Source organism: Nocardiopsis sp. FR4 (genome assembly GCF_009830945.1).
Taxonomy (GTDB): domain Bacteria; phylum Actinomycetota; class Actinomycetes; order Streptosporangiales; family Streptosporangiaceae; genus Nocardiopsis.
Map to the genome: position 1 here is coordinate 332,386 of NZ_ML776454.1, position 16,853 is coordinate 349,238.

A 16,853-nucleotide genomic window follows, 5' to 3' on the forward strand; every position below is an offset into this window, starting at 1 on the left:
GAGGCCCTCCGTTGGGGGGTCGGGGCGCCGGGGCGCCGCGGATCCGGGTCAGACCCGGACGTACTCGACTCCGGTGAGCGCGCACAGGACCCGCCAGTCCTCGGCGCGCGCGCCGGTGTTCATGACCATGTGGTGGGTGCCGCCCGCGCGCAGCCAGGCGTCCATGCACCCGCGCACGCCGTTTTCCGGGCGGAACTGGCCGTAGGGCATCTCCAGGGAGGGCAGCTCGGAGGCGTCGATCACCTCGCCCTCGGCCACGACCAGGCGGAAGCGCTCACCGCCCAGGGCCACCAGCGAGGCCAGGGTGGCCGGGCCGGGCCGGTAGCGGAACAGGATGGTGGGCGGGTCGTCCAGACCGCCGATGCCCAGGGGCCGCTTGATGAGGCGGATGGGCTCGTCCTCGCGGGCCACCCGCCAGTTGCCCTCTCCCATGTGGCTCATGAGGATGGAGTCGCTGGGGAAGTCCATCGCGTACATCTCGGTGAAGTGGCCGTCCCCGGCGAGCTGGTGTCCGGCGTAGACCACCGAGGCGGCGAGCACGTCGCCCTCACCGGCGAACCCGTACCCCTTGGCCATGAGGGTGGAGGCGGCGGCCATCGGCAGGCGGGCGAAGCGGCCGTCCTCCCCGATCGCGTCGAAGTGGGTGGAGTAGGCACCGCACCCGGACTCCTCCAGGAGCCGTTCGATGCCCAGCTGCATCCGGGCGTGGTCGACGCGCTCCTCCTTGGACAGGCGCTCGTCGACCTCGAAGACCCCGTCCTCCCAGGCCATGAGGTCGGCGACCGCCTCCTCGGGCAGGTCGGCCATCGTCCGGTGCAGGGTGCCCGGGGCGATGACGTGCACCTCGGGGCCGAGCGCGCGCATCAGGGCGGTCTCGTCCACGCGGGCGTCGCCCATGCCGTTCATGGGGTAGCCGAAGACGCCGACGCGCAGGGAGCGCAGAGCGGTGACCGTGCGAGCGGCGCGGGCCCAGCGGTCCACCCGGGCGGCGAACTCGGGGGCCTGCCAGTCGCCGGTGATGACCTCGAAGGGCACACCCGCGCGGACCATGGCGTTGGCGGTGTCCTGGGCGCCGTGGATGCCCTGGTTGTAGGTCATGTCGGCCATGTCCCAGGAGGCGCTGACCTGGGGGTCGGGCTGGATGTTGGCCAGGGCCACGGGTAGGCGCATCCGGCTGAACACGGGGGTGACGCGCAGGGAGGGGCCGTAGGTGAGCATGACGACCAGGACGCCGTCGAGTCCGGCGGCCTCGAAGTCGCGCATGGCGTTCTCGGCGTCGGCGCGGCCGCGCACGGGCGGGCTGACGGTCCACTCGGCGACGTCGGAGAGCTGTTCGGCGACCCGGGCGGCGTAGGCCGCCTGGTGCTCGGTGATGCCGGGGATCATGTCGTCGTAGAGGGGCTGCATGATGCCGAGCAGGCCGATGCGGGGCTTGCCGACCCTCACGGGCGGGTGCTCGGTGGCCGGGGCTGTGGGTACGGGCACGGTACGTACTTCCTTATTGGCCGTAGACGTTCTGGTACCGGTGGTGGAGCGCGTCGATGTGCTCCTGGGGCAGGCGTTCGAGGGGGCCGCCCTGACGGGCGATGTGGACGGTGCGGGCGACGTCCTCGCACATCACCGCGGCCTTGACCGCGGCCTTGGCGCTGTCGCCGATGGTGAACACGCCGTGGCCGCGCATGAGGACGGCGGGCGAGCGGTGGCCCTCCAGGGTGGCGACCACGCCCTTGCCGATGTCGTCGCCGCCGATGAGGGCGAAGGGCCCGACGGGGATGTCGCCGCCGAACTCGTCGGCCATCGCGGTGATGACGCAGGGGATGGCCTCGCCGCGGGCGGCCCAGGCGGTGGCGTAGCGGCTGTGGGTGTGCACGACGCCGCCGACGTCGGGGCGGGCCCGGTAGACGTAGGCGTGGGAGTCGGTGTCGCTGGAGGGCTTGTGCCCTCCCTCGACGACCCGCCCGTACAGGTCGCACACGACCATGTCCTCGGGGGTCAGGTTGTCGTAGGACACGCCGCTGGGCTTGATCACCATCAGGTCGGCGCCGGGAACGCGGGCCGAGACGTTGCCGCTGGTCCAGGTGACCAGGTCCCAGCGGGGCAGTTCGGCGTGCAGGTCGCACACCTGGGCGCGCAGGCGGTCCACCTCCTCGCGGAGGTCGTCGGGGACGGCCAGGGGGGTCGGGGTGCTCATCGGTCTCCCTTCGGGGCGGTGCGGGCGGCGTGGGCGGCGTTGCGCAGGGCGCGCAGCCGGTGCAGGCTGCGGCTGCCGCCCCGGCCGAAGTGGTCGTGGAGTTCGCGGTAGAGGGCGTAGAGCTCGTCGTAGGCGGCGGTCCGGGCGGGGTCGGGGGTGACGGTCTCCTCGCGGACCCGGCCCATGGCCGCGGAGGCGGCGTGGATGTCGGGGTGGGCTCCGGCGGCGACGGCGGCGTGGATGGCGGAGCCGACCGCGCAGCCGTGCTCGGAGGCCACGATGCGCAGCGGCCGGTCCAGGACGTCGGCGTAGACCTGGAGGACGAAGGGGTTGCGGACCATGCCGCCGCCGATGGTGAGGTCGTGCACCGGTACCCCGGAGGCCGCGAAGGTCTCGATGATGGTGCGGGTGCCGAAGGCGGTGGCCTCGATCAGGGCCCGGTAGACCTCCTCGGGCCGGGTGGCCAGGGTCATGCCGACCAGGACGCCGGACAGGTCGTGGTCGACCAGGACCGACCGGTTGCCGCTGTGCCAGTCCAGGGCGACCAGGCCGTGCCCGCCCACGGGTGCGTCGGCGGCCCTGGCGGTGAGCACGTCGTGCAGGCTCACGCCCTTCTTCCGGGCCTCGTCGTGGTAGGCGGGGGGCGCGTAGTTCTCGGCGAACCAGCCGAAGATGTCGCCGACGCCGCTCTGTCCGGCCTCGTAGCCCCAGGCGCCGGGGGTGATGCCGCCCAGGGCCAGCCCGCACATGCCGGGCACCTCGGCCAGCACGTCGGAGTTCATGACGTGGCAGGTGCTGGTGCCCATGATGGCGAGCATCCGGCCGGGCCCGGTGGTCTGCGCGGTGGCGGCGGTGACGTGGGCGTCGATGTTGCCGACGGCCACGGGCAGACCCTCGGGCAGGCCGGTCCAGGCCGCGGCCTCGGCGGTCAGGCCGCCCGCGCGCTCGCCGAGCTGGGAAAGGGGGTGGGCGAGCTTGTCGCGGACGAAACCGGAGAAACCCGGGTCCAGGGCGGCGAGGAAGTCCTCCGAGGGCCACTCACCGTCCTGGTAGATGCCCTTGTACCCGGCGGTGGCGACGTTGCGGGTCTCGCGGCCGCACAGCTGCCACACGATCCAGTCGGCGGCCTCGATCCAGCGTTCGGTGCGCGCGTAGACCTCGGGGTCGTCGCGCAGGACCTGCAGGGCCTTGGCGAACTCCCACTCGGAGGAGATCTTGCCGCCGTAGCGGGCCAGCCACTTCTCGCCGCGCTCGGCGGCCAGGGCGTTGATCTCGTCGGCCTCGGGCTGGGCGGCGTGGTGGCGCCACAGCTTGGGCCAGGCGTGCGGGCGCTCGGCGAGGCCGGGCAGTTCGCACAGGGGGGTGCCGTCGGCGGTGACCGGCAGGACCGTGCAGGCGGTGAAGTCGGTGCCGATGCCCACGACCTGCTCGGGGGAGACACCCGCGGCCCGCAGCGCCTCGGGGACGGCCACGCGCAGGACCTCGCGGTAGTCCTCGGGGGACTGGAGGGCGGTCTCCGGCTCCAGTGCGGCGTCCGATCCGGGCAGGCGGTCGGCGATGACGCCGTGCCGGTAGGCGTGGGCGGCGGAGGCGAGCTCGGCGCCGTCGCTCACGCGCACCACGACGGCGCGTCCGGAGAGGGTTCCGAAGTCGACTCCGACGGCCACGGCGTCGACCGACGGCACGTAGTCGGTCGAAGATGAATTGTGATCGTTAACATTTCGGTTCATGAGGAGTCAGTCCCTTTCGGCGGGGGCCAGCGGGGGCAGGGGTCGGCGGGAGGAACGGAGGGGACGGAAGGAGACGGGTCAGCGAACGTCGGTCAGCGGACGGGGATCGGGGTCACGGCGGCGGAGGGCCGCTGCTGCCCCGGACCCGCAGCCGCGCCGGGACGACCCGGCGCACGCCCCCGGCCGGGGGCGCCGCGCCCTCGCGCCCGGTGCCGATCTGGCCGAGCAGCAGTGCCAGGCTCTCCTTGCCCACCTGGGCGAAGTCCTGGAAGACGGTGGTCAGTGAGGGGGTGAGGAACTCCGCCTCGGGCACGTCGTCGAAACCGACCACGCTGACGTCCCCGGGCACGTTCAGCCCCGCCTCGTGCAGGGCGCGCAGCACCCCGATGGCCATCTGGTCGTTGGAGACGAAGATCGCGGTGACCCGCTCCCCCGCCGCCCTGCGGGCCACCAGGCGGCGGCCCAGGTCGTAGCCCGACCGGGGGCTCCAGTCGCCCTGGAGCGGTTCGGGGACCGGCGCCCCGGCCTGTTCCAGCGCCCCGCGCCACCCGACCGCCCGGGCCTCCGACTCCAGCCACAGGGGGTCGCCCTCGACGTGGTGGACGGTGGTGTGCCCGAGGTCGAGCAGGTGGCGGACGGCCTCGCGGGCGCCCTGGGTCTGGTCCACGCACACCACGGGCAGGCCCGAGCCCTCGCCGCCCTCCACCGCGACCAGGGGGCGCGGTCCGGGCAGGTCGGCCAGCGCCTCGACCAGGCTGCGCTGGGGGGCGATGGCCACGCACCCCTCCACCGACTGCTGGATGAGGTACTCGGCAGCGGCCACGATGCCGTCCGGTGAGACGTCGTCGAGGCTGACGATGCTGACGAAGTAGCCCGCCTCGCGCGCCGCGCGCTCGATCCCGGACAGGGTCTGGGCCGGGCCGAAGAGCGTGGTGTCGAAGGCGATGACCCCGAGCACGTTGGTCCGGCGGGTGACCAGGGCGCGCGCGGTGGAGTTGCGGTGGTAGCCGAGCTCCTCGATGGCGCGCCGCACGCGCAGCACGGTCTCCTCGCGGACGTTGGGGTGGCCGTTGATCACCCGGGACACCGTCTGGTGGGAGACGCCGGCCAGCCGGGCCACGTCCGCCATGACGGGGGTACGGCCACCTGGGGGGTTCACGAGGAGGACACCTCCGGTCTACGAGGGGGAAACACTTGTGAGGTGGGCAACAGTGTTAACGCTCACATGGCAGATGTCAACCCCCTGGCGTGGGCCGGAGGGAAAATCGGCCCCTCAGCCCACCAGGCGCGCGTGCAGGGTGGTCGCCGAGGTGTCGGTCAGCGAGGCCACCTGGTCGATCACCACCCTCAGGGCCGCGGCGTCGTCCGCGGCCTCGGTGAAGGAGGCGCGGAACTGGGGGTCCAGGTGCTCGGGCGCGCTCTTCCACAGCACGTCCACCAGCTCGGTGATCAGGCGCCGCTCCTCGGCCTGGTAGACCAGCGCCTCCTCACGGGAGATCACGAAGTGCGCGGCCACCGCCTTGAGCAGGGCGCACTCCAGCAGGGGGCGGCGCGGCACGAGCAGGTCGGCACCGTAGCGGGTGAGCCGCCCGGGGCCGTGCGCGGCCCGGGTCGCGTCCTCGGCGGCCCGGCAGAAGCGGCCGATGAGCTGGCTGGTGAGGTTCTTCAGGGCGGCCAGCGAGGGCAGGTCCCCAGTGAACTCCCGCGGCCAGACGGGGTCGGCGACCAGGCCGGTGAAGACCTCCTCCAGCTCGGCCGGTTCGGCGTCGCAGTAGTGGGCGGCGGCGATCCGCACGATCTCCGCGCGTTCGGCGGACCCCCGCAGGGCGGCCAGGTCCACCAGACCCGCGTGCAGGGCGTCCTCCACGTCGTGGACCGAGTAGGCGACGTCGTCGGCCCAGTCCATGACCTGGGCCTCGAAGCAGGTGCGCCCGTGCGGCGCGCCCCGGCGCAGCCAGGCGAACACCTCGGCGTCGTCGGGGTAGCAGTTGAACTTGGGGGTGTCGCCGCCCTCGCCGCGCATCCACGGGTACTTGACGGTGGCGTCGAGGGTGGCCCGGGTGAGGTTGAGCCCGGCGCTGCGCCCCTCGGGGTCGATGACCTTGCCCTCCAGGCGCACCAGCAGGCGCAGGCTCTGGGCGTTGCCCTCGAAGCCGCCGCAGTCGGCGGCGGCCTCGTCCAGGGCGCGCTCGCCGTTGTGGCCGAAGGGCGGGTGGCCCAGGTCGTGGGACAGACAGGCCGCCTCCACCAGGTCGGGGTCGCAGCCCAGCGCCTGGCCGAGCTCGCGGCCGATCTGGGCGCACTCCAGGGAGTGGGTGAGGCGGGTGCGCGGGAAGTCGCTCACCCCGGGCTGGACCACCTGGGTCTTGGCGGCCAGGCGGCGCAGGGCCGAGCTGTGCAGGACGCGGGCCCGGTCGCGCTCGAAGGGGTCCCGGGCGCGGTTCTTGCGGTTCTCACGCGCCAGGCGTTCGGTGTCGTGCGCCGTGTAGCCCGGTGCCCCGCCCTCACGGAGGTGGTTGCTCATCGTGTGTGCGGCCCTGTTCCCAGCGGCGGACACCCCTGCCGTCCGCCCCGGTCAGGCGGCGTTGACCTGGATGTCGCTGCTGTCGTTGAAGATCCAGTAGTACCAGAGCGACGCGGTCTCCCTGGTGATGTACCACAGCTGCGTGCGGCGCTCGATGACGGCCGGGCCCGAGCGGGAGGGCGAGGTGCCCGCCTCGATGCCGTGGTCGGCGGCCATGCGCTGGGATCGCAGGCTGTGCCAGGGGTCGGAGACCAGGGTGGCGCTGTTCCACGAGTTCTCCTCGAAGACGAGGGAGACCGCCTGGATGCTCTGCAGGGTGTCGCTGCCCTCCTCCACCGCGATGATCCGCTCGGCGGGGATGCCCACCTCGATCAGCCAGTTGCGCCCCGAGGCCGCCTCGGTGAAGTTGTCGCCGGGCTGTTTGCCCCCCACCGTGACGATGACGGGGGCCACCCCCTCCAGGTAGAGCACCTGGGCGTGGCGCAGCCGGGCCTCGAAGACGGGCGAGGGGACGCCGTTGTACTGGCTGGCGCCGAGCACGACGATGGCGTCGGAGGCGGTGCGGTCGTCCTGGCGCGCGGTGTACCAGACCCAGGCCCAGGTGCCGGGCGGCAGGGCCAGGGCGGTGAGCAGCAGCAGGGTGACCACCCAGCGCAGACGCAGTCGGCGCTGCCTCCGCCGGCGCGGCCCTGGCGGCGCGGAGCCGCGCTCGCGCGGGGCGGGTCCGGGCCGCGGCTCCTCCGGCCGCGGCCGGGGTTCGGGGCGCCCCCGGACCGGGCGGGGCGCGCGGCCGCGTCCGGGGGGGCGTTCGCGGACGAAGCGGCGGGTGAAGGAGGGGCCCTCTCCGGACGCGTCCCCGTCAGGGGCCTCGGTGGCCGGGGTGCCGGCGACGCGGGTGGGCGCCGGATCCGCGGCAGCCGTGTCGGCCCGGCTGAACGCGCGGGTCGCGTCGGGGTCGGCGGGCTCCGCGCGCCGCAGCGGCTGGGTGGTCTCGTCGGCCGGATCGCGGCGAAGGGCGCGGGTGGTGTCGGCCTCCCCGCCGGGGACCGCGGAGAAGGAGTCCCGGGAGAAGACCCGGGTGGCCTCGTCATCGGACGAGGGGGTGGTGGGGTTCTCCCACGGCTCCTCGCCGCGGCCGTCGTTCGCCGTTCGCACCGGCTCACCTCCGCACAACTTCTCTGATCGGGGGATGTGTACCCCCACTGGGACGGCCCCCGTCCGCCCCCGGTTCGAGACGGTTCGGCCCGGGGCCGTACTGGGGGAAGGTGTCGGCGCGCCCTCGCTCCTCCGGGGTGGGGAAGGACGGGGGAACGGGAATGCCCTGCTTGGCGGTCAGAATACATCACGAACTGGTCACGGTTGACTCCGTGCGCGTGTGACCGCCGACCGGCACGAGTCTAGGGCGTTTCCGGGACCGCCCCTCCCCCGGGAACACCGCGGACGCGGTGGCCGCCGCCACCGCGTCCGCCGTGCGTCCGGACCCCGTCAGGACGCGTTGCGCCCGGCCGCCCGGCCCGCCTCCAGGCGGGCGACGGGGACCCGGAAGGGCGAGCAGGACACGTAGTCCAGGCCGACCTTGTGGAAGAAGTGCACCGAGGCGGGGTCGCCGCCGTGCTCACCGCACACGCCGAGCTTGATGCCCGGGCGGGCGGCCCGCCCCTCCTCGGCCGCGATGCGCACCAGGCGGCCCACGCCGTCCACGTCCAGGGACTCGAACGGCGACACCCCGAACACGCCCTTCTCCAGGTAGGCGGAGAAGAAGGAGGCCTCCACGTCGTCGCGGGAGAAGCCCCACACGGTCTGAGTGAGGTCGTTGGTGCCGAAGGAGAAGAACTCGGCGTTCTCGGCGATCTGCCCGGCGGTCAGCGCGGCGCGGGGCAGCTCGATCATCGTGCCGACGGGGAAGTCCAGCTCCACGCCGTGCTCCTGCCCGACCTCGCGCAGCACGCGCAGCGCGTCCTCGCGGATGATCTCCAGCTCCTGCACGGTGCCCACCAGCGGGATCATGATCTCGGGACAGGGGCGCCCGCCCGCGTTGATCCGGTCCACGGCGGCCTGGGCGATGGCGCGCACCTGCATGGTGAACAGGCCGGGCACGACCAGCCCCAGGCGCACGCCGCGCAGGCCCAGCATGGGGTTCTGCTCGTGCAGGCGGTGCACGGCCTGCAACACGCGCAGGTCGTTCTCGTGGCTCTCGCCGCGCGCCTCGGCCACGGCCACGCGCACCGACAGCTCGGTGATGTCGGGCAGGAACTCGTGCAGCGGCGGGTCGAGCAGGCGCACGGTCACCGGCAGACCGTCCATGGCCTCCAGGATCCCGCCGAAGTCCGCGCGCTGGAGGGGCAGCAGCGCGTCCAGGGCCTCGGTCTGCTCGTCCTCGGTGTCGGCGAGGATGAGCCGCTCCACCAGCTGGCGGCGGTCGCCCAGGAACATGTGCTCGGTCCGGCACAGGCCGATGCCCTGGGCACCCATCCGGCGGGCGCGGGCGGCGTCCTCGGCGGTGTCGGCGTTGGCGCGCACGCGCATCCGGCGGGCGGCGTCGACGTAGTGCATGAGCCGGTCCACGGCGCGCACCAGGTCGTCGGCCTGGTCGGAGGCGGGGTCGATCTCGCCCTCGAAGTAGCGCACCACGGGCGAGTCCACCACGGGCACCTCGCCGAGGAAGACCTCGCCGCTGGTTCCGTCGATGGAGATGACGTCGCCCTCCTCGATCACCTCGCCGCCGGGCGCGGTCATCCGCCGGTTCTTGGTGTCGATGTCGAGTTCCTCGGCGCCGCACACGCAGGTCTTGCCCATGCCGCGGGCGACCACGGCGGCGTGCGAGGTCTTGCCGCCCCGGCTGGTGAGGATGCCCTCGGCGGCGATCATCCCCTCCAGGTCGTCGGGGTTGGTCTCGCGGCGGCACAGGATGACGCGCTCGCCGCTGCGCGACCACTTCACGGCGGTGTAGGAGTCGAAGACGGCCTTGCCCACCGCGGCGCCCGGGGAGGCGTTCATGCCCCGGCCCAGGAGGTGCGCGTCGGTACCGGCGGCGGCGCCCTCGTCGAAGCGGGGGAACATCAGCTGGGCGAGCTGGTCGCCGGTCACGCGCTGGACCGCCTCGTCCAGGGTGATCATGCCCTGGTCGACGAGCTGGTCGGCGATGCGGAACGCGGCGGCGGCCGTGCGCTTGCCCACCCGGGTCTGGAGCATCCACAGCTTGCCGCGCTCGATGGTGAACTCGATGTCGCACAGGTCGCGGTAGTGGTTCTCCAGGGTGTCCATGATGCCCATCAGCTCCTCGTAGCTGCGGGCGTCGATCTCCCGGAGGTCGGCCAGGGGCACGGTGTTGCGGATACCGGCCACCACGTCCTCGCCCTGGGCGTTCTGGAGGTAGTCGCCGTAGACGCCGGGCTGGCCGGAGGCGGGGTCGCGGGTGAAGGCCACACCGGTGCCCGAGTCCATGCCGAGGTTGCCGAAGACCATGGAGCAGACGTTGACCGCGGTGCCCAGGTCGGCGGGGATGCGCTCCTGGCGGCGGTACAGGACGGCGCGGGGGGCGTTCCAGGAGTCGAAGACGGCCTTGATGGCCAGGGTCATCTGCTCGCGGGGGTCGCCGGGGAAGGGGCTGCCGGTCTGCTCCAGCACGACCGCCTTGAAGCGGTCCACCAGCCCGCGCAGGTCGTCGGCGTCCAGGTCCAGGTCGTTGGTGATGCCCTTGGCGGCCTTGGCCTCCTCGATGGCGTCCTCGAAGAGCTCGCCGTCGATGCCCTGGACGGTCTTGCCGAACATCTGGATCAGGCGCCGGTAGGAGTCCCAGGCGAAGCGCTCGCCGCCCTGCGCGGCCAGGCCGACCACGGACTCGTCGTTGAGCCCGATGTTGAGGACGGTCTCCATCATGCCGGGCATGGAGAATCTGGCGCCCGAGCGTACGCTCACCAGGAGGGGGTCGTCGGGCTGGCCGAGCCGGCGGCCCATGGCCTTCTCCAGCTCCTTGAGGTTGGCCTCGATCTCGGCGTCCAGGCCCGCGGGGACGCTGCCGTGGGCGAGGTAGTGGCGGCACGCCTCCGTGGTGATCGTGAAACCGGGAGGCACCGGCAGGCCGAGGTTGGTCATCTCGGCGAGGTTGGCCCCCTTGCCTCCGAGCAGATCCTTCAGGTCCTTGTTGCCCTCGGTGAACTTGTAGACGTACTTCGCCACGGGGGTGCTCCCTCGTCTCTCGATGACCCGGCGCTGGGTCGGCGCCTGTGCCCGGTTGGGCGGGACTCTATCCACACCGTGCGGGCTTCCTCCTTCACGAACTCCCTCTTTTCGCCATATCCGCAGTTAAGAGCTATTAAAGAGGTCTATACCAATGGTCTATCGCAGATACACGGGCCCCCGGTCGCCGAATCCACCGCACCCGGCCCGCGGAGACCGCAACACCCCTGCTCACGGTCGTGCTCGAGCTCACAATCCCGCTTTCCGCCCGTGATCTTCTCCTCAGGGGCGTGCCCTACCAATCCGGTTTCACACCCACCACACGGGGCAGTTTGGCACCAGCACCGAAGGGTCTCCTGTGCCCGGGAACACAGCCATACCGGAAGGTAACCTACGGTTCCGTAGGTTAGGCTGCCGGAAGGCCCGCAGAAGGGCGGACCCCGAAGACGGAGGGATGCGGCGTGTCGGAGGAACAGGCTCGGGGAGACGGACGCGCGGAGACCGACCGGGACGCTCCCCCCCAGCCCTCGGACCCCTCAGTGCCCGAACGGGCCGCGTCCGCCGCCGGGGACCTGCTGGAGGCGGTCAAGCCGCGCCTGCGCGGCTGGCTGCACCTGGGCACCGCTCCGTTGGCCCTGGCAGCCGGGATCGTCCTGGTGGCGCTCTCCCCCACCCTTCCCGCGCTGGCCGCCAGCGCGGTGTACGCGCTCAGCTCGGTGCTGCTGTTCAGCACCTCGGCCATCTACCACGTGGGCCGCTGGTCGCCCGGGGCGCAGCGGGTGCTGCGCCGCATGGACCACTCCAACATCTACCTCATCATCGCGGGCACCTACACGCCCTTCGTGGTGCTGGTCCTGGAGGGGACGCTGCGCGTCGCGATGCTGGCGCTCATCTGGGGCGGCGCGATCGCCGGGGTGGGCTTCAAACTGCTGTGGCTCAACGCCCCGCGCTGGCTGTCCACGGCGCTGTACCTGGCGATCGGCTGGGTGGCGGTGCTGTTCATCCCGGACCTGGTCGGCGGCACCAACCCGGCCACGTGGATCCTCATCCTGGTGGGCGGGGTGCTCTACAGCGTGGGCGCGGTGGTCTACGGGCTCAAGTGGCCCGACCCGGCCCCGCGCTGGTTCGGCTTCCACGAGATCTTCCACTCGCTGACGATCGCGGCCTTCGTCTGCCACTATGTCGCGGTGTCGTTCGTGGTCTACGCCGCGGCCTGAGAACACCGGGGCACCGCGACCGGGTGTGCCGTTCGTGTTCGACCGGTACTGCGCGACGGTCCGCGACCTCGTCGCCGCCTCCGGTCCGGAGGTCGGCGGCTTCGGCTTCCCCCGCCAAGTGCCCCATCGTCCAGGACACCGGCCTCGGCACGCCCATGGAGCTCCGGCTGCGCCCGGACCGCACGGTGGACTGCGTGTCCACCGTGGAGGACGAACTGCTCGCCCCGGGACCTGGCCTCCCGCGTCATGCGCCTCTTCCGCCACGGCCGCCACCTGCACGACGCCCGCCTCGAAGCGAACCGAGCCCACACGCACGCCCCCGCGCTCCGGGAGGGGACCCGGTGCGCGGGGGCGCCGATCACCCTCCGGATCAGGCGAAGGCGAACAGCGGCGGGAACGCCAGCACCACCAGCCCCGTCCAAGCCGCGTACACCGGCAGGTAGGCCGTCTGCCAGCGTTCGACGGCGCCGAAGGGCCGCTTGCCGCGTACGAACCCCGCCATCAGCCACGCCGACCACGCCAGGTGCACCAGCAGCACCAGGTTCAACCCGAGCGCGGCGGTCTTGTTGGCGGTGAACCCGAACTCGGCGATGCGGGTGAGCATCGCCGTCAGCGCCACCGCGTCCACCGCGAGCGCCGCACCGACCAGCACCAGTTGGAGCCAGTCGAACACGCCCGCCGGGGCCAGCCGGTCGCGGGCGGAGACCGAGTACAGCAGCAGGAACAGCACCAGCACCAGGACGGCGTCCATGAGGATGAGCAGTTCGCGGTCGGCCGTGGTCAGCGGCCCGTTCACCAGCAGCGCCACCAGGTCCGCGAGCAGCATCACCACCGCCAGCGGGGTGAAGACGCGGGTCAGCACGGGCGCGATGTTCTCCACCACGCTCTTCTTGGCCTCCACCAGCCACGCGCCGACCAGGAGCGCGCCGGGCAGGCCGAACGGCAGGAGCCAGTCCTCGAGGAACGGCTCGAGATCGATACCAACCAGTCCGAGCACGCCGAAGGTGAGGCCCACCAGGACCATGGACCCCAGCATGATCAGCGCCAGGTACACCACCAGCTCGCCGGTGAACCGCACGAAGTCCATCCGCCGGTCGTGGGACTTCCACGCGCCGCCCGCGTGCAGGACCCCCACCAGCAGCCACAGCAGGACCGGGGCGTGCGTGAACGCGAGCACCGCCGTCATCCCGGGCGCCGGGAACGGCCCCGCGGTGGCCTCGAAGGGGTAGAGGTTCACCGCCAGGGCCGGGACCAGCGCGAGGGCGGCCACCGCCGCGCACACCCGCCAGGTGACGCGCCGCTTCCAGGCGAACCAACCCGCCAGGAACGGCAGCACCGTGAAGGCGAGGTTGCGGACCAGCGCCATGTCGCCGTTGACGAACGTGAACAGGAGCTTGAGCGCCAGGCCCGCGCCGAGCGCGAACGCGAGCGCCGTGCCGAGGTCGCGCCAGCGCGCGAGGCCGCCCCCGCCGTCACCGGCCTCGGGGACCAGGACCAACTGCTTCCAGAGCCGGTGGGAGTGCTCGCGCGCGAACTCGCGGGACACCTCGTCCAGGCTGCCCATGCGCTTGACCGCGACGAGGAAGGCCTCCTCGTGATCGAGGCCGCCGGCCTCCAGGTCGGCGATCTGTTCGCGCAGGTGGTCCTCCATCTCCTCGACGTCGGAGGCGGCGATGGCCCGGCGGCGGCTCACGAAGCCGCGCCACTGGTCGATCTGGGCCTCCAGGACGCCCGCACCCGGGGTGCCGCTCATCAGGCGATCCCCCCTGCCGAGGCCTCTCCCAGGAGCGGGGGCCGCGGCGCGGTCCGCCACACCTGCCTGAGCGCGTCGGCGACGACGTCCCACTGCCGGCGTCGCTCGGCCAGCGAACGGAGCCCCGCCGGGGTGATGGCGTAGTGCTTGCGGCGGCGTCCCGCCTCGGAGGTGCTCCAAAACGCCCGGACGTGGCCGTTGCGCTCCAGACGGTGCAGCAGCGGGTAGAGCATCCCGTCCGTCCACTGCATCCGCCCGTCGGAGAGTTCGTTGACGCGTTTGACGATCGCGTAGCCGTAGGAATCGCCCTCAGCCAGGATGCCCAGGACGAGCGGTGTGGCCGAGGCCGCGACAAGATCCTTGTCGATGTGCATGCCGATATCCCATACCTAGTTCCGCTAGGGATATAACCCTAGCAGAGCTAGGCATAGAGGAGTTAGGTGTTGCGGCACTCGCGTTCCGGCACGCCCGCGCGGAAGGCCCGTGGCCTCGAACGGAGCCGCACGCACCCGCACCCGGGCACGGGACGGACCGCGATCGACGTTCACGGTTCGCTTACGCAGTAGGACAAAGCGCATCAGAGTATCGATTAACGCCCAATCCCTACCGCCAGATCGGGGACAAGGTTCCGTGGTCGCGTGCGGCCACGGGGTCGAGGGGGCGACCGGAAACCATCCCCCGGGTCCGGCCGCATCGTGCCGGGACACCTTTCTGCTCTGACTGGCCAGGGGGCGCTGCCAGGGCCGGGCTCCCCACCGGGAGGAGGACGCGGCGGTCGCCCCCCTTCCGGGCGGCCGGATCCTTGGGGCCAGCGAGCCCAGGTGCGCGCCACCGCCTCGTCCTGGGCGGTCAGCCCCTTGAGGAGGTCAACGCACGGTCGCCCCGGTACGGAACCACGACCGCACCGCCCGTGACCAGCCGCCCGCGTCCGCACCGAACCGGCGTCACGATTCGCTCACGCGGTAGGACAAGAGGTGCGAAACCACCGCGTTCCACCTGAGGACTGGCGCTACGTTGAAAGCGGTGTCCCGGCCGTGTGCGGCCGGGGAGCCACACAGAGACGGCCGGAAACCAATCTCCCCCCGGGTCCGGCCGTCTCCCCTGTCCGGGCTGGAAAACCGGTTGCGGGGAGCGCGGCCGCCCGTGAGGCTGGGGACATGCTGATCCGCGACGCCACGCCCGGCGACTGGCCCGTGATGTGGGCGTTCATGCAGCCCGTCATCGCCGCGGGCACCACCTTCAGCTGGGAGACCACCACCGGGTCCGAGCAGGCGCGGGAGATGTGGTTCCCGCCCGCGCCGGGGCGCACGTTCGTGGCGGTCGACGACCAGGGCACCGTGATGGGTACCGCCAACAGTGTCCGCAACCACGGGGGACCCGCTTCCCACATCGCGAGCGCGAGCTTCATGGTCGACCCCGCCCACCGGGGGCGCGGCGTCGGCCGCGCACTGGGGAACCACGTCCTGGAGCGGGCCCGGGCCGACGGATTCCGCGCCATGCAGTTCAACGCGGTGGTGGAGACCAACACCCGGGCCGTCGCGCTGTGGCGCTCCCTGGGGTTCACGGTGATCGGCACCCTGCCCGAGGGGTTCGCCCACCCCGAGCACGGCTACGTCGGCCTGCACATCATGCACCGGAGGCTGTGAGCCCGGAACACGGAACCGCCCGGGCCCCTCTTCCGGGGGCCCGGGCGGTTCTCGCGTTCGCGGTCGGCGCGAGCAGCGGCTCCTAGCAGCCCGGCAGGCGCTCGAACAGGTAGGTCTCGACGCGGTCCAGGGAGACGCGCTCCTGGGACATGGTGTCGCGCTCGCGCACGGTCACCGCGTCGTCCTCAAGGGTGTCGAAGTCCACCGTGACGCAGAACGGGGTGCCGATCTCGTCCTGGCGGCGGTAGCGGCGGCCGATCGCACCTGCGTCGTCGAACTCCACGTTCCAGCGACGGCGCAGGCGAGCGGCCAGGTCGCGGGCCTTGGGCGAGAGGTCGGCGTTGCGCGAGAGCGGCAGGACCGCGGCCTTGACCGGGGCCAGGCGCGGGTCCAGGCGCATCACGGCGCGCTTCTCCATCTTGCCCTTGGCGTTGGGCGCCTCGTCGACGTTGTAGGCGTCCAGCATGAACGTGAGCACCGCCCGGTCGACACCGGCCGCGGGCTCGATGACGTAGGGGATGTAGCGCTCGTTGTTCTCCTGGTCGAAGAAGGACAGGTCCACGCCCGAGGCCTCGGAGTGCGTCTTGAGGTCGTAGTCGGTGCGGTTGGCGATGCCCTCCAGCTCACCCCACTCCGAGCCCTGGAAGTTGAAGCGGTACTCGATGTCGACCGTGCGCTTGGAGTAGTGGGACAGCTTCTCCTGCGGGTGCTCGTACAGGCGCAGGTTGTCCTTGGCGATGCCCAGGTCGACGTACCACTGGTGGCGGACGTCGATCCAGTGCTGGTGCCACTCCTCGTCCGTGCCGGGCTTGACGAAGAACTCCATCTCCATCTGCTCGAACTCGCGGGTGCGGAAGATGAAGTTGCCCGGGGTGATCTCGTTGCGGAACGACTTGCCGATCTGGCCGATGCCGAAGGGGACCTTGCGGCGGGCGCTCTGCTCGACGTTCTTGTAGTTGATGAAGATGCCCTGGGCGGTCTCCGGGCGCAGGTAGGCCAGGCCCTTCTCGTCCTGGACCGGGCCCAGGTAGGTGCGCAGCAGGCCGTTGAACATGCGCGGCTCGGTGAAGGAGGCCTTGGCGCCGCAGTTGGGGCAGGCGATCGCGGCCAGACCCTCGGCGGGCTCGTGGCCGTGCTTCTCCTCGTAGGCCTCGATGAGGTGGTCGGCCCGGAAGCGCTTGTGGCAGGACTGGCACTCGGTGAGCGGGTCGACGAAGGCCGTCACGTGGCCGGAGGCCTCCCAGACCTCGCGGGCCAGGATGACGCTGGAGTCCAGGCCGACGATGTCCTCGCGCTCCTGCACCATGGAGCGCCACCACTGGCGCTTGACGTTGTTCTTCAGTTCGACGCCGAGGGGGCCGTAGTCCCAGGCGGCGCGCAGACCCCCGTAGATCTCGCTGGAGGGGTAGACCAGGCCTCGGCGCTTGGCGAGGTTGACCAGTGCGTCCATTGCCTCTGACTTGGCGGCCATGGGGTGACTCTCCATCCGGCTGGGTGTCGGTGGATCGCGTGCGCGATACATCGGTTGGTCGTGGAAGGCGGTGGGTGTGCGCCGCGGCCCGGGACGGGCGGCGTCGGCGGACGACCTCGTCCACCCAGGCTAGAGCACTCCG

Annotated in this window: 12 protein-coding genes; 2 read left to right on the top strand and 10 right to left on the bottom strand. The window is 72.0% G+C overall.

Annotation, left to right across the window (positions count from 1 at the left end):
- Nucleotides 1-48: 48 nt before the first annotated feature.
- The 7 genes from FYW95_RS01425 to ppdK all read right to left on the bottom strand — a co-directional run bounded on the left by FYW95_RS01425 (nt 49) and on the right by ppdK (nt 10,624).
- The gene (locus FYW95_RS01425) at nt 49-1,485 is read right to left on the bottom strand and encodes an L-fucose/L-arabinose isomerase family protein (RefSeq protein WP_160049889.1); all 1,437 of its coding nucleotides are present in this window, start codon (nt 1,483-1,485) and stop codon (nt 49-51) included.
- A 13-nt stretch (nt 1,486-1,498) separates the two neighbouring features.
- Entirely contained in the window at nt 1,499-2,191 is a 693-nt protein-coding gene (locus FYW95_RS01430; RefSeq protein ID WP_159939977.1) for an L-ribulose-5-phosphate 4-epimerase, read from the bottom strand.
- The gene (gene araB / locus FYW95_RS01435; RefSeq protein ID WP_159940080.1) at nt 2,188-3,858 is read right to left on the bottom strand and encodes a ribulokinase; all 1,671 of its coding nucleotides are present in this window, start codon (nt 3,856-3,858) and stop codon (nt 2,188-2,190) included. The genes FYW95_RS01430 and araB overlap by 4 nt, the downstream gene beginning before the upstream one ends.
- 175 nt (nt 3,859-4,033) lie before the next feature.
- Nucleotides 4,034-5,050, bottom strand: a complete 1,017-nt coding sequence (locus FYW95_RS01440; protein WP_159940078.1) for a LacI family DNA-binding transcriptional regulator — start codon at nt 5,048-5,050, stop codon at nt 4,034-4,036.
- Nucleotides 5,051-5,194: 144 nt separating this feature from the next.
- Nucleotides 5,195-6,445: a deoxyguanosinetriphosphate triphosphohydrolase gene (locus tag FYW95_RS01445; RefSeq protein WP_159939975.1), complete on the bottom strand. Its 1,251-nt coding sequence runs from the start codon at nt 6,443-6,445 to the stop codon at nt 5,195-5,197.
- A 51-nt stretch (nt 6,446-6,496) separates the two neighbouring features.
- Nucleotides 6,497-7,600 carry a YdcF family protein gene (locus tag FYW95_RS01450; RefSeq protein ID WP_159939973.1) on the bottom strand — a complete coding sequence of 368 codons (1,104 nt, stop codon included), beginning with the start codon at nt 7,598-7,600 and terminating at the stop codon, nt 6,497-6,499.
- 330 nt (nt 7,601-7,930) lie between these two features.
- Nucleotides 7,931-10,624: a pyruvate, phosphate dikinase gene (gene ppdK, locus FYW95_RS01455; protein ID WP_159939971.1), complete on the bottom strand. Its 2,694-nt coding sequence runs from the start codon at nt 10,622-10,624 to the stop codon at nt 7,931-7,933.
- A gap of 461 nt (nt 10,625-11,085) precedes the next feature.
- Here ppdK and FYW95_RS01460 point away from each other — a divergent pair, with 461 nt between their 5' ends.
- Entirely contained in the window at nt 11,086-11,841 is a 756-nt protein-coding gene (locus tag FYW95_RS01460) for a PAQR family membrane homeostasis protein TrhA (protein ID WP_159939969.1), read from the top strand.
- A gap of 370 nt (nt 11,842-12,211) precedes the next feature.
- Here FYW95_RS01460 and FYW95_RS01465 read toward each other — a convergent pair whose 3' ends face one another.
- Together FYW95_RS01465 and FYW95_RS01470 are read right to left on the bottom strand one after the other, a co-directional pair.
- Entirely contained in the window at nt 12,212-13,594 is a 1,383-nt protein-coding gene (locus FYW95_RS01465) for a permease prefix domain 1-containing protein (protein ID WP_160049890.1), read from the bottom strand.
- The gene (locus tag FYW95_RS01470) at nt 13,594-13,968 is read right to left on the bottom strand and encodes a PadR family transcriptional regulator (protein WP_159939965.1); all 375 of its coding nucleotides are present in this window, start codon (nt 13,966-13,968) and stop codon (nt 13,594-13,596) included. The genes FYW95_RS01465 and FYW95_RS01470 overlap by 1 nt, the downstream gene beginning before the upstream one ends.
- 783 nt (nt 13,969-14,751) lie before the next feature.
- On the opposite strand from FYW95_RS01470, the gene FYW95_RS01475 reads away from it, so the two are divergent.
- Complete coding sequence (locus FYW95_RS01475; RefSeq protein ID WP_159939963.1) at nt 14,752-15,240, top strand: GNAT family N-acetyltransferase; 489 nt, start codon at nt 14,752-14,754, stop codon at nt 15,238-15,240.
- Nucleotides 15,241-15,322: 82 nt separating this feature from the next.
- On the opposite strand, the gene FYW95_RS01480 is transcribed toward FYW95_RS01475, so the two are convergent.
- Nucleotides 15,323-16,711 carry a glycine--tRNA ligase gene (locus FYW95_RS01480; protein WP_201294596.1) on the bottom strand — a complete coding sequence of 463 codons (1,389 nt, stop codon included), beginning with the start codon at nt 16,709-16,711 and terminating at the stop codon, nt 15,323-15,325.
- Between the last annotated feature and the right edge of the window lie 142 nt (nt 16,712-16,853).

What these genes read in the sequence shown, in the direction of transcription:
- FYW95_RS01480 (WP_201294596.1), bottom strand. Translation starts at nt 16,711, where the DNA reads ATGGCCGCCAAGTCAGAGGCAATGGACGCACTGGTCAACCTCGCCAAG.
- FYW95_RS01465 (WP_160049890.1), bottom strand. Translation starts at nt 13,594, where the DNA reads ATGAGCGGCACCCCGGGTGCGGGCGTCCTGGAGGCCCAGATCGACCAG.
- FYW95_RS01445 (WP_159939975.1), bottom strand. Translation starts at nt 6,445, where the DNA reads ATGAGCAACCACCTCCGTGAGGGCGGGGCACCGGGCTACACGGCGCAC.
- FYW95_RS01440 (WP_159940078.1), bottom strand. Translation starts at nt 5,050, where the DNA reads ATGGCGGACGTGGCCCGGCTGGCCGGCGTCTCCCACCAGACGGTGTCC.
- FYW95_RS01430 (WP_159939977.1), bottom strand. Translation starts at nt 2,191, where the DNA reads ATGAGCACCCCGACCCCCCTGGCCGTCCCCGACGACCTCCGCGAGGAG.
- FYW95_RS01475 (WP_159939963.1), top strand. Translation starts at nt 14,752, where the DNA reads ATGCTGATCCGCGACGCCACGCCCGGCGACTGGCCCGTGATGTGGGCG.
- FYW95_RS01470 (WP_159939965.1), bottom strand. Translation starts at nt 13,968, where the DNA reads ATGCACATCGACAAGGATCTTGTCGCGGCCTCGGCCACACCGCTCGTC.